The organism is Pseudomonas sp. ACN5, assembly GCF_002303975.1.
Classification (GTDB): Bacteria; Pseudomonadota; Gammaproteobacteria; order Pseudomonadales; family Pseudomonadaceae; genus Aquipseudomonas; species Aquipseudomonas laurylsulfatiphila.
The window spans coordinates 128,755-144,745 of sequence record NZ_MRCP01000014.1 but is presented as its reverse complement, the minus strand read 5'-3'; the positions used below and the strand labels follow the sequence as shown (position 1 = coordinate 144,745).

The following is a 15,991-nucleotide window of genomic DNA, read 5'->3' as shown; positions in this document are numbered from 1 at the left end:
CTCGCTCCCACAGGGATTGCGCTATCGGCTCTCGCTCACCTCAAGCTGTCCGTCCCAGCCACCGCCCAGCGCGGCAATCAACTGCACGCTGGCGATCAGGCGGCTTTGCAACAGGTCCAGGTTGCTGCGCTCATTGCTCAGCGCCGCCGCCTGGGTCACCACCACATCGATGTAGGCGATCAAGCCGGCCTTGTACTGGTTCTGGGTCAGACGCAACGATTCACGGGCGGCGTCCAGCGCCTGTTGGCGTACAACGGCTTCGTCCTGCAGCACCTTGAGTTGCACCAGGAAGTTTTCAACTTCGCGGAATCCGTCCAGCACGGTCTGGCGGTACTTGGCCACTGTTTCGTCATAGGCCGCTTCACTGCGGTCGACTTCCGCCGAGCGCTGGCCGCCGTCGAACAGGGTCATGGCCAATTGCGGCCCGACCGACCAGAAGCGGTTCGGCAGGCTGAACAAGTCTTTCGAGGTACTGCTGCTGTAACCACCGTTCAAGCTCAGGGTCAGGTCCGGGTAATAGGCCGCCTTGGCCACACCAATGTTGGCGTTGGCAGCCATCACCGAACGTTCGGCGGATGCGATGTCCGGGCGACGCTCCAGCAACTGCGAAGGCAGGGCCACCGGCACTTGCGGCAACTGCGGAATGTCCTGGCTTTCCGCCAGGCTGAACTGCGCCGGCGGCAGGCCGATCAGCACGGCAATGGCGTTCTCGAACTGCGCGCGTTGCCAGATCAGGTCGATCATGTCCGCTTCGGTGCTCTTGAGCTGGGTCTGGGCCTGGGCCACGGCGTCCTTGCCCGATACGCCGGCGCGGTACTGGTTCTCGGTCATCTTCAGGGAGCGCTGATAAGCCTCGACCGTGTCCTGGAGCAGGCGCTTCTGGCCATCGATCACGCGCAATTGCAGGTAATTCTGCACCAGCTCCGACTGCTGGCTCAGGCGCATGGCCGCCAGATCGGCAAAGCTTGCCTGGGCATTCGCGGTGTCGGCTTCCAGGCCACGGCGCAGCTTGCCCCACACATCCGCTTCCCAACTGACGCCCGCCTGGGCCGAATACGTGTCGCGAATACCGCTGGAGGAACTGCTCAGGCTGGAGTTGCTGCTGCCGGTGCCCTGGCTCGAACGGTTCTTGCTGACGTTCAGGTCGACCGTCGGGAAAAACGCCCCGCGTGCGCTGCGCACCAAGGCCTGGGCCTGACGGTACTGGGCTTCGGACTGGGCGACGGTCTGGTTGGCGCTGTTGAGCTGCTCGATCAGGCCATTGAGCTGTTGATCGCCATAAAGCTCCCACCATGCCCCGCGCGCCAGGGCATCGCTCGGGTTGGCCTGGCGCCAGCCTTCTGCTGCCTTGTATTGCGCAGGTTCCGCGGTTTGCGGGCGCTGGTAATCCGGGCCGACGGCGCAGGCACTGAGCATCGCCACGCACAGTGACAGGCTCAGCAGACGCGAGCCTCGAGCCGTGATCAGCGGTGCAGCCAGGTTGAAAAGCGAACGTTCAGTCATAGCGGAGTTTCCAGAGCAGCATCGGTACGCACTCCACGCCATTTGTTGAAGCGATGGCGCAGTTTGTCGAGATAGAGGTAAACCACTGGTGTGGTGTAAAGCGTCAACACCTGGCTGAAGATCAGCCCGCCGATGATGGTCAGGCCCAGCGGCTGGCGCATTTCCGCCCCTTCGGCGCGGCTCAGCAGCAATGGCAAGGCACCGAGGATCGCCGCCAGGGTGGTCATCAGGATCGGTCGCAGACGTTGCAGGCAGGCACTGCGAATCGATTCCAGCGGCGCCATGCCCTGATGCCGCTCCAGCTGCAACGCCAGGTCGATCATCAGAATGGCGTTTTTCTTGACCACGCCGATCAGCAGAAACAGCCCCAGCAACGAAATCAGGCTGAACTCGCCGCCCAGCGCATAGATCGACAGCAACGCGCCGACCCCGGCGGACGGCAGGGTGGAGAGGATGGTCAGCGGATGAATGTAGCTTTCGTACAGCACACCCAAGACCAGATACACCGCCACCAACGCCCCCAGAATCATCCACGGCTGACTCTTTTGGGTCGCCGCGAAAGCGTCGGCTGTGCCGGCCATTTTCGCGATCACCTCTTCCGGCAGCCCGACCTTGGCAATCGCCCGCTCGATGGCGGCACCACCCTGCTCCACGGTCACGCCTTCGGCCATGTCGAAGGCAATGCTTTCCGAGGCGAACTGGCCTTCGTGGCTGACCCGGTCATTTTCCAGGCTGTTTTCGTAATGGGCGATGGTCGACAGCGGGATCCGCGCGCCATCGGCGGTGATCACCTGGACCTGCTTGAGGGTGACCGGGTCCTGGGCGTATTTCGGGTTGACCTCCATCACCACCTGATACTGGTTGAGGCTGTCGTAGATGGTCGAAATCTGCCGCTGGCTGTAGGCGTTGTTCAGCACCGCCGTGACCATGTCCATGTCGACACCCAGGCGCTTGGCCTGGTCGCGGTCGACGATCAGGGTCACCTGCCGGGCGCCCCGGCCTTCCCGCGCATCGATGGCCGTCAGTTCCGGCAGGGCCCTGAGCGCAGTGACGACTTTCGGATACCACTCGCGCAATGCCCCGAGATCCCCGCTTTGCAGGATGTAGGAGTATTGCGAGGTGGTCTGCTCACGGCCACCACCGAACTGCAGGTCCTGGTCCGCCATGAGCATCAGCTGTGCGCCGGGCACCTTGGGCATTTCCTTGCGCAGGCGTTCGATGACTTTCTGCGCTGAAATGTTGCGTTCCTTGATCGGCTTCAGCCGCACCAGCATGAAGGCGTTGTTGGTGCCGTTGTTGCCGCCGATGAAGCCGGCGACGCTTTCTACCGCCTCATCCTTCAAGACCGCCCGACGGAAAATCTCCATCTTCGGCTGCATCACACTGAACGACAGGCCGTCGTCACCGCGCACGAAACCGATCAGCTGACCGGTATCCTGCTGAGGTAAAAATGTTTTAGGAACAACAATATACAGCGCAATATTAACGCCGATTGTCACGAACAGACTGAGCAACGTCAGGCGTTTGTGGCGCAGCACCCAGTCGAGGCTGGTGGCGTATTTGCCAACCATCCAGTCGTTGGCCCGCCGGCTCCAGCGTTGCAAGCGGTTCTCCTGCCCCGGCGTGTGCGGCTTGAGCCAGCGGGCGCAGAGCATCGGGGTCAGGGTCAATGACACCAGCAGCGACACCACGATGGCGGCCGCCAGGGTGATGGAGAATTCGCGGAACAGGCTTTCAATGATCCCGCCCATGAACAGGATCGACAGGAACACCGCCACCAGCGACACGTTCATCGACAGCAAGGTAAAGCCGACTTCCTGGGCACCGAGGTAGGCCGCCTTCATCGGCCGCACGCCTTCGTCGATGTGCCGGGAAATGTTCTCCAGCACCACGATGGCATCGTCCACCACCAGCCCGGTGGCCAGGATCAGCGCCATCAGCGACAGGTTGTTCAGCGAAAACCCGTAGAGGTACATCACGGCAAAGGTACCGACCAGCGACACCGGCACCGCCAGGGTCGGGATCAGCGAGGCACGGAAGTTCCCGAGGAACAGGAACACCACCAGGATCACCAGCGCCACGGCGATCAGCAAGGTCATTTCCGCTTCGTGCAACGTGGCTTTGATCACCGGTGAACGATCCATGGCCAGGTTCAGCTTGACGCTGGCCGGCAACACCGCCTGCAACGCCGGCAACTGCGCCTTGATCTCGTTGACCGTCTCGATGATGTTGGCCCCGGCTTGCCGGTTGATCACCAGCAGCACTGCCGCGTCGTCGTTGAAGAAACCGCTGTTGTAGCGGTCTTCGACGCCGTCGCTGACCTTGGCCACGTCCTTGAGGCGCAGGGCCGCGCCGCCGTTGTAGTGGATGATCAGCGACTCGTAGTCCTTGGCTTTTTCCAGTTGGTCGTTGGCCTGGACCTGCCACAGACGTTGATCGTCCTCCACCGAACCCTTGGGCCGGCGTACGTTGGCATTGGCGATGGTGTTGCGCACATCGTCCAGGGCCACGCCGTACTGGTTCAGCGCCTGCGGTTCGAGTTCGATACGCACCGCCGGCAGCGAACTGCCCCCGATCTGCACCTCGCCGACGCCCTGCACCTGGGACAGGCTCTGGGACAGGATCGTCGAGGCCAGGTCATAGAGCTGGCCTTTTTCCAGCACATCGGAGGTCAGCGACAGCACCATGATCGGCGCCTGGGACGGGTTGACCTTCTTGTAGGTCGGCATGCTGCGCATCCCGCTGGGCAGCAGGTTGCGCGAGGCGTTGATGGCTGCCTGCACTTCCCGCGCCGCGCCGTTGATGTCGCGGTCCAGGTCGAATTGCAGGATCACCCGGGTCGAGCCCTGGCTGGAGCGGCTGCTCATGGTATTGACCCCGGCGATGGCGCCGAAGGAGCGTTCCAGCGGCGTGGCCACCGTCGACGCCATCACCTCGGGACTGGCCCCGGGCAGGCTGGCCTGGACCACGATCACCGGAAAGTCCATTTGCGGCAGCGGCGACACGGGCAGTAAACCGAAGCTCACGCCGCCCAGCAGCATGATGGCCAATGAAAGCAGCATGGTTGCCACGGGGCGTTTGATGAATGGACCCGAGAGATTCATAGGTGGCAACCACTAGCTGCAAGCTGCAAGCTGCAAGAAAAAAGCAGGGATCGCGCAGGCTTTAACTTGCGGCTTGAAGCTTGCAGCTTGTAGCTCGCCGTCATACCACCACCTCTTTCGAGTCAGACTTACCAAAGCGGCGTCCCAACCGATCGAAATACAGGTAGATCACAGGCGTAGTGAACAGGGTCAACACCTGGCTCAGCAACAGGCCGCCGACCATCACCAGGCCCAGCGGCTGGCGCAGTTCCGCGCCGGAACCGGTGGCCAGCATCAGCGGCACGGCACCGAAGAGCGCCGCCAGGGTGGTCATCAGGATCGGCCGGAAACGCAGCAAGGCGGCCTGATAGATCGCCGTTTGCGGGTCCATGCCCTGGTTGCGCTCGGCGTCGAGGGCGAAGTCGATCATCATGATCGCGTTCTTCTTGACGATGCCGATCAGCAGGATGATGCCAATGATCGCGATCATGCCCAGGTCGTTGCCACTGAGGATCAACGCCAGCAAGGCGCCCACCGCCGCCGACGGCAAGGTCGAGAGAATGGTGATCGGGTGGATGTAGCTCTCGTAGAGCACGCCCAGCACGATGTACATGGTCACCACCGCCGCCAGGATCAGCAGCAAGGTGCTCGACAACGAGGCCTGGAAAGCCTGCGCCGCGCCCTGGAACTGGGTCTGCACGCCAATCGGCATGCCGATGTCCTTCTGCACCTGCTCGATGATCTCGACCGCATGCCCCAGCGCCACGCCAGGCGCGAGGTTGAAGGACATCATCACCGCCGGGAACTGGCCGATGTGGGTGATCGCCAGTTGCGCCTGACGCTCCTCGATATGCGCCAGGCTGGACAGGCGCACCTGCCCGCCATCAGTGGTCTTGACGTGAATCTGGTTCAACGCATCCGGGCCGATCTTCTCGCCGGACTGCGATTGCAGGACCACGCGGTATTGACTCGCCTGGGTGTAGATCGTGGAAATCTGCCGCTGGCCGAAGGCGTCGTACAGCGCATCGGTGATGTTCGACACCGACACCCCGACCCGCGACGCCGCATCGCGGTCGATCACCAGATAAACCTGCAGGCCCTTGTCCTGCAGATCGCTGGCCACGTCGGTCAATTCCGGGCGGTCGGCCAAGGCCTCGACCAGGCGCCCGCTCCACAGGCTCAGCAGCTCCGAGTCCGGCGACGACATGCTGAACTGGTACTGCGTGCGGCTGACCCGGTCCTCGATGGTCAGGTCCTGCACCGGCTGCATGAACAGGCGGATGCCGACCAACTTGTCCAGCTCCGGTTGCAGGCGGGCAATCACTTGCGTTGCACTCAGGTCACGGTCGCGGTGCGACTTGAGGTTGATCAGCAAACGACCGCTGTTGAGGGTCGAGTTGTCGCCGTCCACGCCAATATAGGAGGACAGGCTCTCAACCGCCGGGTCGGCCAGAATCACCTTGGCCAGCTCCTGCTGACGCTCGCTCATGGCGGCGAAGGAAATCGATTGCGGCGCTTCGGAAATACCCTGGATAACCCCGGTGTCCTGCACCGGGAAGAAGCCTTTGGGCACCACCATGTACAGGAATACCGTCAGCGCCAGAGTGCCGATGGCCACCATCAAGGTCAGGGGCTGGTGCTTGAGCACCCACTGCAACTGGCGTCCGTAAGCGGCGATCATCCAGTCGATGAACGCACCGCTGGCGCGATAGAAACGCCCCTGCTCGGTTTCCTTGGGTTCGCGCTTGAGCAGCCGCGCGCACATCATCGGCGTCAGCGTCAGGGAAACCACCAGGGAGATCAGGATCGCCACCGCGAGTGTTATGGCGAACTCGCGGAACAGCCGCCCGACCACGTCCGCCATGAACAGCAGCGGGATCAGCACGGCGATCAGCGACAACGTCAGGGAAATCAGGGTAAAACCGATCTGCTTGGCGCCCTTGAGCGCCGCGTTCAGCGGGCTGTCGCCCTCCTCGATGAAGCGCGCAATGTTTTCCAGCATGACGATCGCATCGTCCACCACGAAACCGGTGGCGATGGTCAGGGCCATCAGGGTCAGGTTGTTGACCGAGAACCCGGCCAGGTACATCACGCCGAAGGTCCCGATCAGCGACAGTGGCACGGCCACCGACGGAATGATCGTGGCGCTGGCGCGACGCAGGAACAGAAAGGTGACCATGACCACCAGGGCGATGGCGATCAGCAATTCGTGCTGCACGTCCTTGACCGAGGCGCGGATGGTCTGGGTGCGGTCGGTCAGCACCACCACGTCGAGGCCGGCCGGCAGGTTGTCGGTGATGCTCGGCAGCAGCGCCTTGATCCGGTCCACCACCTCGATCACGTTGGCACCGGGCTGACGCTGGATGTTGAGCAGTACGGCCTGGTTCTCGTTGGCCCATGCCGCGAGGCGTTCGTTCTCGGCGCCGTCGACGATTTCAGCGACGTCCTTGAGCCGCAACGGCGCGCCGTTGGCATAGGCCAGGATCAGGTTGGCGTAGTCCTTGGGCGACGTCAGTTGATCGTTGGCATCGAGCATCGAAACCCGGGTCGGGCCGTCGAAGTTACCCTTGGGCTGGTTGACGTTGGAGGCGCCGATCAGGGTGCGTACGTCCGACAGGTTCAAGCCGTTGGCCGCCAGGGCCTCCGGGTTGACCTTGATCCGCACGGCCTGGCGTTGACCACCGGCAATGCTGACCATGCCGACGCCGCTGATTTGGGCGATTTTCTGCGCCATGCGCGTATCGACCAGATCGTTGAGCTTGGGCAGCAGCATGGTCTTGGAGGTGATGGCCAGGGTCAGCACCGGCGTATCGGCCGGGTTGACCTTGTTGTACACCGGCGGTGCCGGCAGGTCCTTGGGCAGCAGGTTGGTGGCCGCGTTGATCGCCGCCTGCACCTGTTGCTCGGCCACGTCCATGTTGATGTCGAGGCTGAACCGCAGGGTCAGCACCGACGCACCGCCGGAACTGGTGGAGGCCATTTGCGTCAGGCCGGGCATTTGCCCGAACTGCCGCTCAAGCGGCGCAGTCACCGCGCTGGTCATGACATCCGGGCTGGCGCCAGGGTACAGGGTCATGACGCGAATGGTCGGGTAATCGACCTGGGGCAGCGCCGACACCGGCAGCAACCGATAGGCAATGACGCCGGCCAGGATAATCGCCAGCATGCTCAGCGTGGTGGCTACCGGGCGAAGGATGAACAGCCGCGAGAGATTCATGCGCCGCCCTTTTTCGCCTTGTCGGTGGTCGCGGGCTCAGCCGCGTTGACCGCCGACTTGCCCTGCAGGTGTTCGGTTGGCGTGGTCGGCACGTCCTGGCTGTCGTTGACCACCTCCACGTCGCTGCCGTCTTTGAGGCGGTCAGTGCCTTCCAGTACGACCCGGTCGCCCGCGGACAGGCCTTCGGTGACCACGGTGTTCAGACCGTCACTGGCACCGACTTTCAACTGACGGATCTTGACCTTCTTGTCACCGTCCAGAACATAGGCGAACGTGCCGTTGGTGCCGAACTGGATCGCGGCGGACGGTGCGAGCACCACGTTTTTGAGGGTGTCGGCCAGCAGGCGCACATTGACGAACTGGTTGGGGAACAGCGACTGATCGCGGTTCTCGTAACGGGCCTTGAATTTCAGGGTGCCGGTGGTGACGTCGATCTGGTTGTCCAGGCTCTGCAGCACGCCAGTGGCCTGCAATTTGGTATCGCCGCGATCCCAGGCTTCAGCTGGCAATCTGGCACCGCTGCGATAACGGGCAAGCACGGTGTCGAGGCTGTTTTCCGGGAGGGTGAAGGCCACGCTGATCGGTTGGGTCTGGGTGATGATCGCCAAGGCGGTGGTGTCGTTGGCCGCCACCAGGTTGCCGACGTCCAGTTGACGCAGGCCCACGCGACCGGTGATGGGTGCGCGGATCCGGGTGAATTCAAGGTTGAGTCTGGCATCGTTGACCGCTGCCTGATTGGTCTTGACCGTGCCCTGGAACTGGCCGACCAGCGCTTCGGCGGTGTCCAGGGTCTGCTTGGCAATACTGTCTTCACGGTACAGGCCGCGATAGCGCTCGACATCGACCTGGGCGTTTTTCAATTGCGCCTGATTCTGCAGCAAGGTGCCTTCGGCCTGCAGCAAGGCGTTCTGGTATGGGCGCGGGTCGATTTCGGCCAGCAGGTCGCCGGCCTTGACCATCTGCCCTTCTTCGAAAGAGATCTTGACCAGCTCACCGCCGACGCGGCTACGGACGTTGATGGTGTTCAGCGCCGTGACTGTGCCCAGCGCCTTGAAATACAGCGGGAAGTCACCGGTGACGGCCGCAGCCACGCGTACCGGTACTGGCCCTGACGCACCGCCGAACCCCGGGCGCATGCCCCCCGATCGCCCGGTATGCCCGGCAACGGCTTTCTGCCCCGCCGCCTCTTTGGGTGCAGCGCTGCCCGGCCAGAATTTCCAGCACAGGGCGGCGATGACCAACAGGACAAGCAGGCCGAACAGCCAGCGACGAGGACTACGGGAAGCGGAGGATTGCATTGAGTGATCAACCATTGGGCGCGTGGGCTTTTTTACATGAGGCTGAACGATAAGCACTGGCGGGGTTTAAGCAAAGCGCCTTTACCGGCAATTTACTTTCGGCTTACGTAACAGGAGTTTTATCCAAGACACTGAAACACAAATGAAAACGGCCTGGACAGAGGGTAATGCCGATCAGTGTAGGAGCGAGCTTGCTCGCGATGGTCGTTAACGATAACGCATGTCTACTGACGAAACGCAGCGTTCTTGAGTCCATCGCGAGCAAGCTCGCTCCTACAACAGCATTATTGACAGCGGGGGTGTTAACAATTGTAACGACGTACTTATTTCAGAACAGCAAGTGCCGCATCGTAGTTCGGCTCATCAGCGATTTCACCAACCAGTTCGCTGTGCAGCACATTGTCGTTTTCGTCCAGCACGACCACGGCACGGGCGGTCAGGCCCTTGAGCGGGCCGTCGGCGATGGCAACGCCGTAGTTCTGGATGAACTCTGCGCCGCGCAGTGTCGACAGGTTCTGTACATTTTCCAGGCCTTCGGCACCGCAGAAGCGGGCCTGGGCGAACGGCAGGTCAGCGGAGATGCACAGCACGACAGTGTTGTCGACGCTACCGGCCTTGGCGTTGAACTGGCGCACGGAAGTGGCGCAGGTCGGGGTGTCAACGCTTGGGAAGATGTTCAGCACCTTGCGCTTGCCGGCAAAGTCTTTAAGGGTGACGTCGGACAGATTGCCGGCAACCAGGGAAAAGGCTGGCGCCTTGGAACCGGCTTGTGGCAGTTGGCCATTGACTTGAACCGGGTTGCCTTTAAGAGTGACTTGAGCCATGAACGGAGTCCTTCTGAACGTTGTGGTGGAGAATTTTGACGAGGCCGAAGTTAACCACGAAATTGCCCTGCGACCTACGGCCAAACATAAATTGTCATGTATCAGCGTACAAAACTGGATACAACCCATAACCCTGTGGGAGCAGGCTCGCTCCCACAGGGTTCACTTGTTAGCCGAACAAGTCGGCAAAAGTACAGAGTACGCCCTCACCCGCCGCTTCCCGATGTTCATGACGAAAGGTACGCGATACGTCTTCGACTAAAACCTTTGATAGCACTCTGTCGAATTGCTCCATCGTCGTTCGACTATAAATCGAATCACTCAACTGCAACGGAGACGACACCATGCGATTCATGATCATCATCAAGGCCAGCCAGGATTCCGAAGCCGGCGTCATGCCCAGCCAGGAACTGCTGACCGCCATGGGCAACTACAACGAAGAGCTGGTCAAGGCCGGCATCATGCTCGCGGGCGAAGGCCTGCACCCGAGCAGCAAAGGCGCTCGCATAAAGTTTTCAGGTGAAAAACGCACGGTGATCGACGGCCCCTTCATCGAAACCAAGGAACTGATTGCCGGTTTCTGGTTGTGGAAAGTGAAGTCCAGAGAAGAAGCCATCGAATGGGTCAAGCGCTGCCCCAACCCGATGCCGGGCACCGAGGCCGAGATCGAGATTCGCCAGGTGTTTGAGGCCGAAGACTTTGGCGCCGAGTTCACTGCGCAACTGCGCGAGCAGGAAGAGCGGGTTTGGGAGCAAGCGAAGAAGAACTGACTGATTCGACCTTCTCCTCAGCTTGCAGTGGGAGCGGGCTTGCTCCCACATTAACTAGATAGCCACTTAACTTGCTTGGGCAAGCCTTTGACCCGCATTAACTTTTTAGTACACGAAAATAACGAGAATCCACACACAAAACGAAAGAATTAATCCATATGGCTGGCTAACCCGTGGTTAACTGCTAACTTCATCCGATAAGTCCTACAGGCTTGATCGGAAAGGGATTACGAAGTTGCGGCTGAACTTAAGGGGCCGCACGCCCGATCAGTCAGCCACCAGGGAAGCGGGGGGAATGATGTCAAAGCAATTGGGGAAGTACGCCTTCGTCTGGGTGACTTCACTGGCGCCTGTTTTTCGTGTTCACGCCGAGACGGCCAACCGGTTACTGCACCGGCATAGGACCACCCTCAAGTCAAGTCCGCCACCTTCCAGCCGTTCATCATCCACAACCTGGAAAAAGGCTGGTACCTGCGCTCGACCGGCACCTGGACGTTCGACCTGATCCCTGACCATGTATGACGGCAAAAACAAATTGCTGGTGGCCAACCCGCTCAATCGCTACTTGATCAATTCGCGGATGTTGCCCGACCTCAAGCTCGATGCCGATGGCGGCCTGACACTTTACGTGCAGCACAAGGCACCGGCCAAAGCATTGCAAAGCAACTGGCTGCCGGCACCGAATGGTCCGTTCTACGGCGTGCTGCGCCTGTACCTGCCCAAACCGGAAGTCAACAACGGCCAATGGAAACTGCCGCTGCTGACGCCAGCAACCAAACAACAATAAGCGGAGTCGTTCATGATCAGGCCTTACGTAGTGCGCCCCTTGTTGGCGCTGTGCATGGTCAGTATCAGCCCATGGGGCCTGGCGGCCGAAGGGGGTGTCGGTCGCCCGATCACCGGGCAACAAGTGTTTTCCGATGCCGGAATCGTGCCTCCGGAGCCAGGTTGGGTCATGTCCCTGACCAGCATCTGGTACGACGGCGATCTCAAGGGCAATGCCCAGGTGCCGATCGTTGGCGCCCTGAGTACCGGGCTGGACATGAAAGTGTCTTACACCATGGCCAACTTCACCCGCGTCTGGGACACGGGCAAGGGTCGCTGGAACTACGCCTCGGCCATTGGTGTACCGGTGCAGTACACCGACATTACCGCCAGTATCAGCGGCCCTCGCGGCAGAACCCTGGGCACGGAGGACAGCGGCACCCAATTCGCCGACATGCTGGTGACGCCGATTGCCGCCGGCTATCACTTCGACGAGCTCAACCACATCGCCTTCTCGCTGCCGATCTACGTGCCGACCGGTGCCTACAACGACGATCGCCTGGCCAACCCGGGGCAGAACACTTACACCTTCATGCCGACGGTGGCGTTCACTCACCTTGACGGCAAGGGCGGCGAGTTCACGTTGTCGAGCGGCCTGGAGTTCTACACCGAGAACGAGGCCACGGATTATCGCAACGGCAACATTTTCACCCTCGACGCCCTGTGGACCCACGGTTTCGGCAACGGCTGGAACGCCGGTTTGGTGGCCGGCTATATCCAGCAGGTCACCGATGACTCCGGATCCGGCGCAACCAGCGGTTTTCGCGGACGCTCGGTGGGTGCTGGCCCGACGGTAGGCTGGAGCGGCAAGTTCGCCGACGCCCAGGCCAACATCAGTGCCCGTTGGGTCCCGGAGTTCGACACCAAGAACCGGCCCGAAGGCAATGGCATCAGCGTCAACCTGACCCTAGCATTTTTCTAAGAGGTAGCCAGGAATGGCCATCAGCACCCGTTCGACCTTTTGCAGGAACCTTTCATGACCGCACTCAACGACCTCAACGCCCTGCAAGCCAGCATCGCCGAAGCGGTGCTCGGTCAGGACCAGGTGATCCGGCAAATCCTCGTCGGCCTGCTGGCCAACGGGCATCTGCTGCTGGAAAGCCTGCCCGGCCTGGCCAAGACCCGCACGGTCAAAGCACTGGCCAAACACCTGGACGCGAAGATGAGCCGCATCCAGTTCACCCCGGATTTGCTGCCGTCGGACATCACCGGCGCCGAGGTGCTGCATCAGGTCGAAGGCAAGAACGAAATCCGCTTCCAGCCCGGCCCGCTGTTCGGCAACCTGATCCTGGCCGACGAAATCAACCGTGCGCCGGCCAAGGTCCAGGCCGCGTTGCTCGAAGCCATGGAAGAGCGCCAGATCACCGTGGCCGGCAACAGCCATGCCCTGCCGGAGCTGTTCATCGTAGTGGCGACCCAGAACCCGATCGAACAGGAAGGCACCTACCCGCTGCCGGAAGCGCAGATGGACCGCTTCCTGATGAAGGTGCTGCTCGATTACCCGAGCGCGGAAAACGAAAGCCAGGTGCTGCGCCTGCTGCGCGAAGAAGAGCAGGCACTCGGCGCCAAAACGGCTGCGGTGCAGGGGTTCGCCCTGGCCCAGGACGTGATCTTTGCCGCGCGCCGGGAAGTCAGTGCCGTGCACGTGTCCCCGGCCATCGACCGCTACCTGATCGACCTGATCAATGCCACGCGCCATCCGGCCGATTACGACGTCGATCTCGGGCGCTGGATCAGCATCGGCGCCAGCCCTCGCGGCGGTATCGGCCTGGACCGTTGTGCCCGGGCCGACGCCTGGTTGCAGGGCCAGGATTTCGTGTCTCCGGACAACGTGCGCGCCGTGGTGCACCCGGTGCTGCGCCATCGCCTGCAACTGAGCTACGACGCGGTGGCCGATGGCGTGAGCGCCGACCAGGTGCTCGACCGTCTGCTCGATAAAGTCGCGATCCCGGCCTGATGCCCATGAACAGCGTCGACGGCCTGGTGTATGTCTCTCTGGCGCAGTTGATGGCCCTGGAATTCAAGGCCCGTGACCTGAGTTTTGTCGCTCGCCAACCTCAAGGCAGCATCCTCGCGGGTAATCACGCTTCACGCTTGCGTGGCCGTGGCCTGAACTTCGATGAGCTGCGCCGTTATCAGCCGGGGGACGATTTGCGTCATCTCGACTGGCGCGCCTCCCTGCGCACCGGCAAACCGGTGGTACGGACATTCACCGAAGAGCGCGACCGCCCGGCGCTGATCCTCGTCGACCAGCGCATGTCGATGTTCTTCGGTTCGCAACGCAGCTTCAAATCCGCCATCGCCGCCGAACTCGGCGCCCTGGCGGCGTGGATGGTGTTCAACGCCGGCGACCGCGTCGGTGGGCTGGTATTCAACGATCAACGCATCGACAGCATCGCCCCGCTGCGCAGCCGTAAACGCGTCGAGGCGCTGTGCAGCCGCATTGCCAAGCAGAACCAGGCACTCAATGCCGCCAACCCGGATGCCGAGGGCGAAGACCAACTCGACAAGGTCTTGCAGCATTGCCTGGCCGTGGCCGGTCACGATCACCTGATCTGCATCGTCAGTGATTTTGCCGGGGCTGGCGAACGCACCTTGCAGCTCATGCGGCAACTGGCGGCCCATAACGATGTGATCGCCATGCAGGTCTATGACCCGCTGGCGCTGAACCTGCCGAAAAACGGCCGCGTACTGATCACCCAGGGGCAATTGCAGGTGGAATTGGCGGTGGATCGGCAACAGGTGCATCAGCCATTGGGGGATTTTCTCAGCGGTCGGCTCAAGGACGTCGCCACTTTGCTACGCCGCAGCCAGGTGCCGTTGATGATGTTCAGCACCGCCACCGAAGCCCACGAACAACTGCGCGCCGAACTGGGCAAGCTCGTCCGGGGGCGCCGATGAACCCCGCTGTTCCGAGCATCGACCAACTCAAGGAAATGGCCCTGCCGGCACCGGTCAGCTATGCGCCGCAGACGTGGGGGTGGTGGGCGTTGCTGACATTGTTGGTGCTCAGCCTGTTGCTGGTCAGCGCCCGACGTTACAGGCAATGGCGGCGCGACCGCTATCGGCGCGAGGCACTGGCACGGCTGGCGGAGTTGCAGCAGCGCAGCAATGACCTGAATGCGTTGCGCGAACTTCCGGAGCTGCTCAAACGCGTGGCCCTCTCCATGCCGTCCTCTAACTGGAATGCATTCCCTGTGGGAGCGGGCTTGCCCGCGAAGGCGTCCTGTCAGTCGACATCAATTTTGAATGTCATGGCCTCATCGCGGGCAAGCCCGCTCCCACAGGGTCCTGCGGCGTTAGGAAACAAGGATTGGCAGGCATTCCTGCAGCGGCACATTTCACAACCCTTGCCCGCCGACTTCAGCCAACAACTGTCGCTGCTGGCCTACGCGCCTGACGCAACCTTGCGGGCCATGCCCAACGAGCAACGCCAACTGTTGTTCAGCACCTGCACAACCTGGGTGGAGCGTCATCATGTGGCAGCTTGATTACCCCTGGTTGCTGATCCTGCTGCCATTGCCATGGCTGGGTTATCGCTACCTGCCCGATTACCGCGAGGCGCGCAGTGCCGTGCGCGTACCGTTTTTCGGCGCCATGAGCCGTGCTGTCGGCCAGGCACCCAGCCAGGCCGGTACCCGCAGCAACCGCTGGCAGTTGCTGCTGAACCTGCTGGTCTGGACACTGTTGCTGGTGGCGGCGAGCCGGCCGGTGTGGGTGGAACAGCCCATCGAGCGCCAGCAGCCCGTGCGTGACCTGATGCTGGCCATCGACATTTCCCAGTCGATGGAAACCACCGACTTCAGCGACGCCAACGGCCAGAAAATCAATCGCCTGGCCGCGGTCAAGGAGGTGGTGCACGGGTTCATCGACAAGCGCAAGGATGATCGAATCGGACTGATCGTGTTCGGCACCGGCGCCTATCCGCAGGCACCCTTGACCCTCGATCACACCAGCCTGTCACTGCTGCTGGACGACACCGGCATCGGCATGGCCGGCCCCAACACGGCCATCGGCGACGCCATCGGCCTGAGCCTGAAACTGCTGGAGCAGGCCCACGAGCAGGAAAAAGTGCTGATCCTGCTCACCGACGGCAACGACACCAGCAGCGCCATCACCCCGGATCACGCAGCCGCCATGGCTGCCGCCAAAGGGGTGGTGATTCACACCATCGGCATCGGCGACCCGAACGCCGAAGGCGAAGCCAAGGTCAACCTGCAAGGTTTGCAGGACATTGCCCAGGCCACCGGCGGACGCTTCTTCCGCGCCGAAGACCGCAACGCCCTGGATCAGGTCTACACCACCCTCGACAAGCTCACCCCGCATCAGGTGAAAACCCTCAGCCACCAACCCAAACTCGATCTGTTCTGGTGGCCGCTGGGCGCAGCCCTTGCGCTGCTGGCGATGTATCACCTGGGCGCCCTGCTGCTTCCACGGCTGATGCTCGCCCGTCAACGGCAGGAGGCCTGAG

Annotated in this window: 11 protein-coding genes and 1 pseudogene; 7 read left to right on the top strand and 5 right to left on the bottom strand. The window is 61.8% G+C overall.

The window, feature by feature from the left end; translation table 11 throughout:
* Positions 1 to 21: 21 nt before the first annotated feature.
* From BSF40_RS23935 to tpx, 5 genes are all read right to left on the bottom strand, one after another.
* Positions 22 to 1,503, bottom strand: coding sequence for an efflux transporter outer membrane subunit (locus BSF40_RS23935; RefSeq protein WP_095967054.1), 1,482 nt, complete (start codon positions 1,501 to 1,503; stop codon positions 22 to 24).
* On the bottom strand, positions 1,500 to 4,607 hold the full coding sequence (locus BSF40_RS23930) for an efflux RND transporter permease subunit (protein WP_095967053.1): 3,108 nt from the start codon (positions 4,605 to 4,607) through the stop codon (positions 1,500 to 1,502). The genes BSF40_RS23935 and BSF40_RS23930 overlap by 4 nt, the downstream gene beginning before the upstream one ends.
* Before the next feature lie 100 nt (positions 4,608 to 4,707).
* Positions 4,708 to 7,803: an MdtB/MuxB family multidrug efflux RND transporter permease subunit gene (locus BSF40_RS23925; RefSeq protein WP_095967052.1), complete on the bottom strand. Its 3,096-nt coding sequence runs from the start codon at positions 7,801 to 7,803 to the stop codon at positions 4,708 to 4,710.
* Entirely contained in the window at positions 7,800 to 9,116 is a 1,317-nt protein-coding gene (locus BSF40_RS23920; protein WP_095967051.1) for an MdtA/MuxA family multidrug efflux RND transporter periplasmic adaptor subunit, read from the bottom strand. The genes BSF40_RS23925 and BSF40_RS23920 overlap by 4 nt, the downstream gene beginning before the upstream one ends.
* A gap of 308 nt (positions 9,117 to 9,424) precedes the next feature.
* Positions 9,425 to 9,925, bottom strand: coding sequence for a thiol peroxidase (gene tpx / locus BSF40_RS23915; protein WP_095967050.1), 501 nt, complete (start codon positions 9,923 to 9,925; stop codon positions 9,425 to 9,427).
* 344 nt (positions 9,926 to 10,269) lie between these two features.
* On the opposite strand from tpx, the gene BSF40_RS23905 reads away from it, so the two are divergent.
* The 7 genes and pseudogenes from BSF40_RS23905 (at position 10,270) to BSF40_RS23875 (ending at position 15,990) form a co-directional block, all read left to right on the top strand.
* Positions 10,270 to 10,695, top strand: coding sequence for a YciI family protein (locus tag BSF40_RS23905; RefSeq protein WP_095967048.1), 426 nt, complete (start codon positions 10,270 to 10,272; stop codon positions 10,693 to 10,695).
* A 505-nt stretch (positions 10,696 to 11,200) separates the two neighbouring features.
* A pseudogene (locus tag BSF40_RS23900) lies at positions 11,201 to 11,482 on the top strand (DUF1214 domain-containing protein); the annotation flags it as partial.
* A 12-nt stretch (positions 11,483 to 11,494) separates the two neighbouring features.
* Positions 11,495 to 12,442, top strand: coding sequence for a transporter (locus tag BSF40_RS23895; protein ID WP_095967047.1), 948 nt, complete (start codon positions 11,495 to 11,497; stop codon positions 12,440 to 12,442).
* Between the two features lie 54 nt (positions 12,443 to 12,496).
* Complete coding sequence (locus BSF40_RS23890) at positions 12,497 to 13,477, top strand: MoxR family ATPase (RefSeq protein WP_095967046.1); 981 nt, start codon at positions 12,497 to 12,499, stop codon at positions 13,475 to 13,477.
* Positions 13,477 to 14,421 (top strand): DUF58 domain-containing protein, encoded by a 945-nt coding sequence (locus BSF40_RS23885; RefSeq protein WP_371918117.1) that lies wholly within the window; start codon positions 13,477 to 13,479, stop codon positions 14,419 to 14,421. The genes BSF40_RS23890 and BSF40_RS23885 overlap by 1 nt, the downstream gene beginning before the upstream one ends.
* The gene (locus BSF40_RS23880) at positions 14,418 to 15,011 is read left to right on the top strand and encodes a DUF4381 domain-containing protein (protein ID WP_095967044.1); all 594 of its coding nucleotides are present in this window, start codon (positions 14,418 to 14,420) and stop codon (positions 15,009 to 15,011) included. Before BSF40_RS23885 ends, BSF40_RS23880 begins: the two co-directional genes overlap by 4 nt.
* On the top strand, positions 14,998 to 15,990 hold the full coding sequence (locus BSF40_RS23875; RefSeq protein ID WP_095967043.1) for a VWA domain-containing protein: 993 nt from the start codon (positions 14,998 to 15,000) through the stop codon (positions 15,988 to 15,990). The genes BSF40_RS23880 and BSF40_RS23875 overlap by 14 nt, the downstream gene beginning before the upstream one ends.
* The last annotated feature ends 1 nt before the right edge of the window (position 15,991 follow it).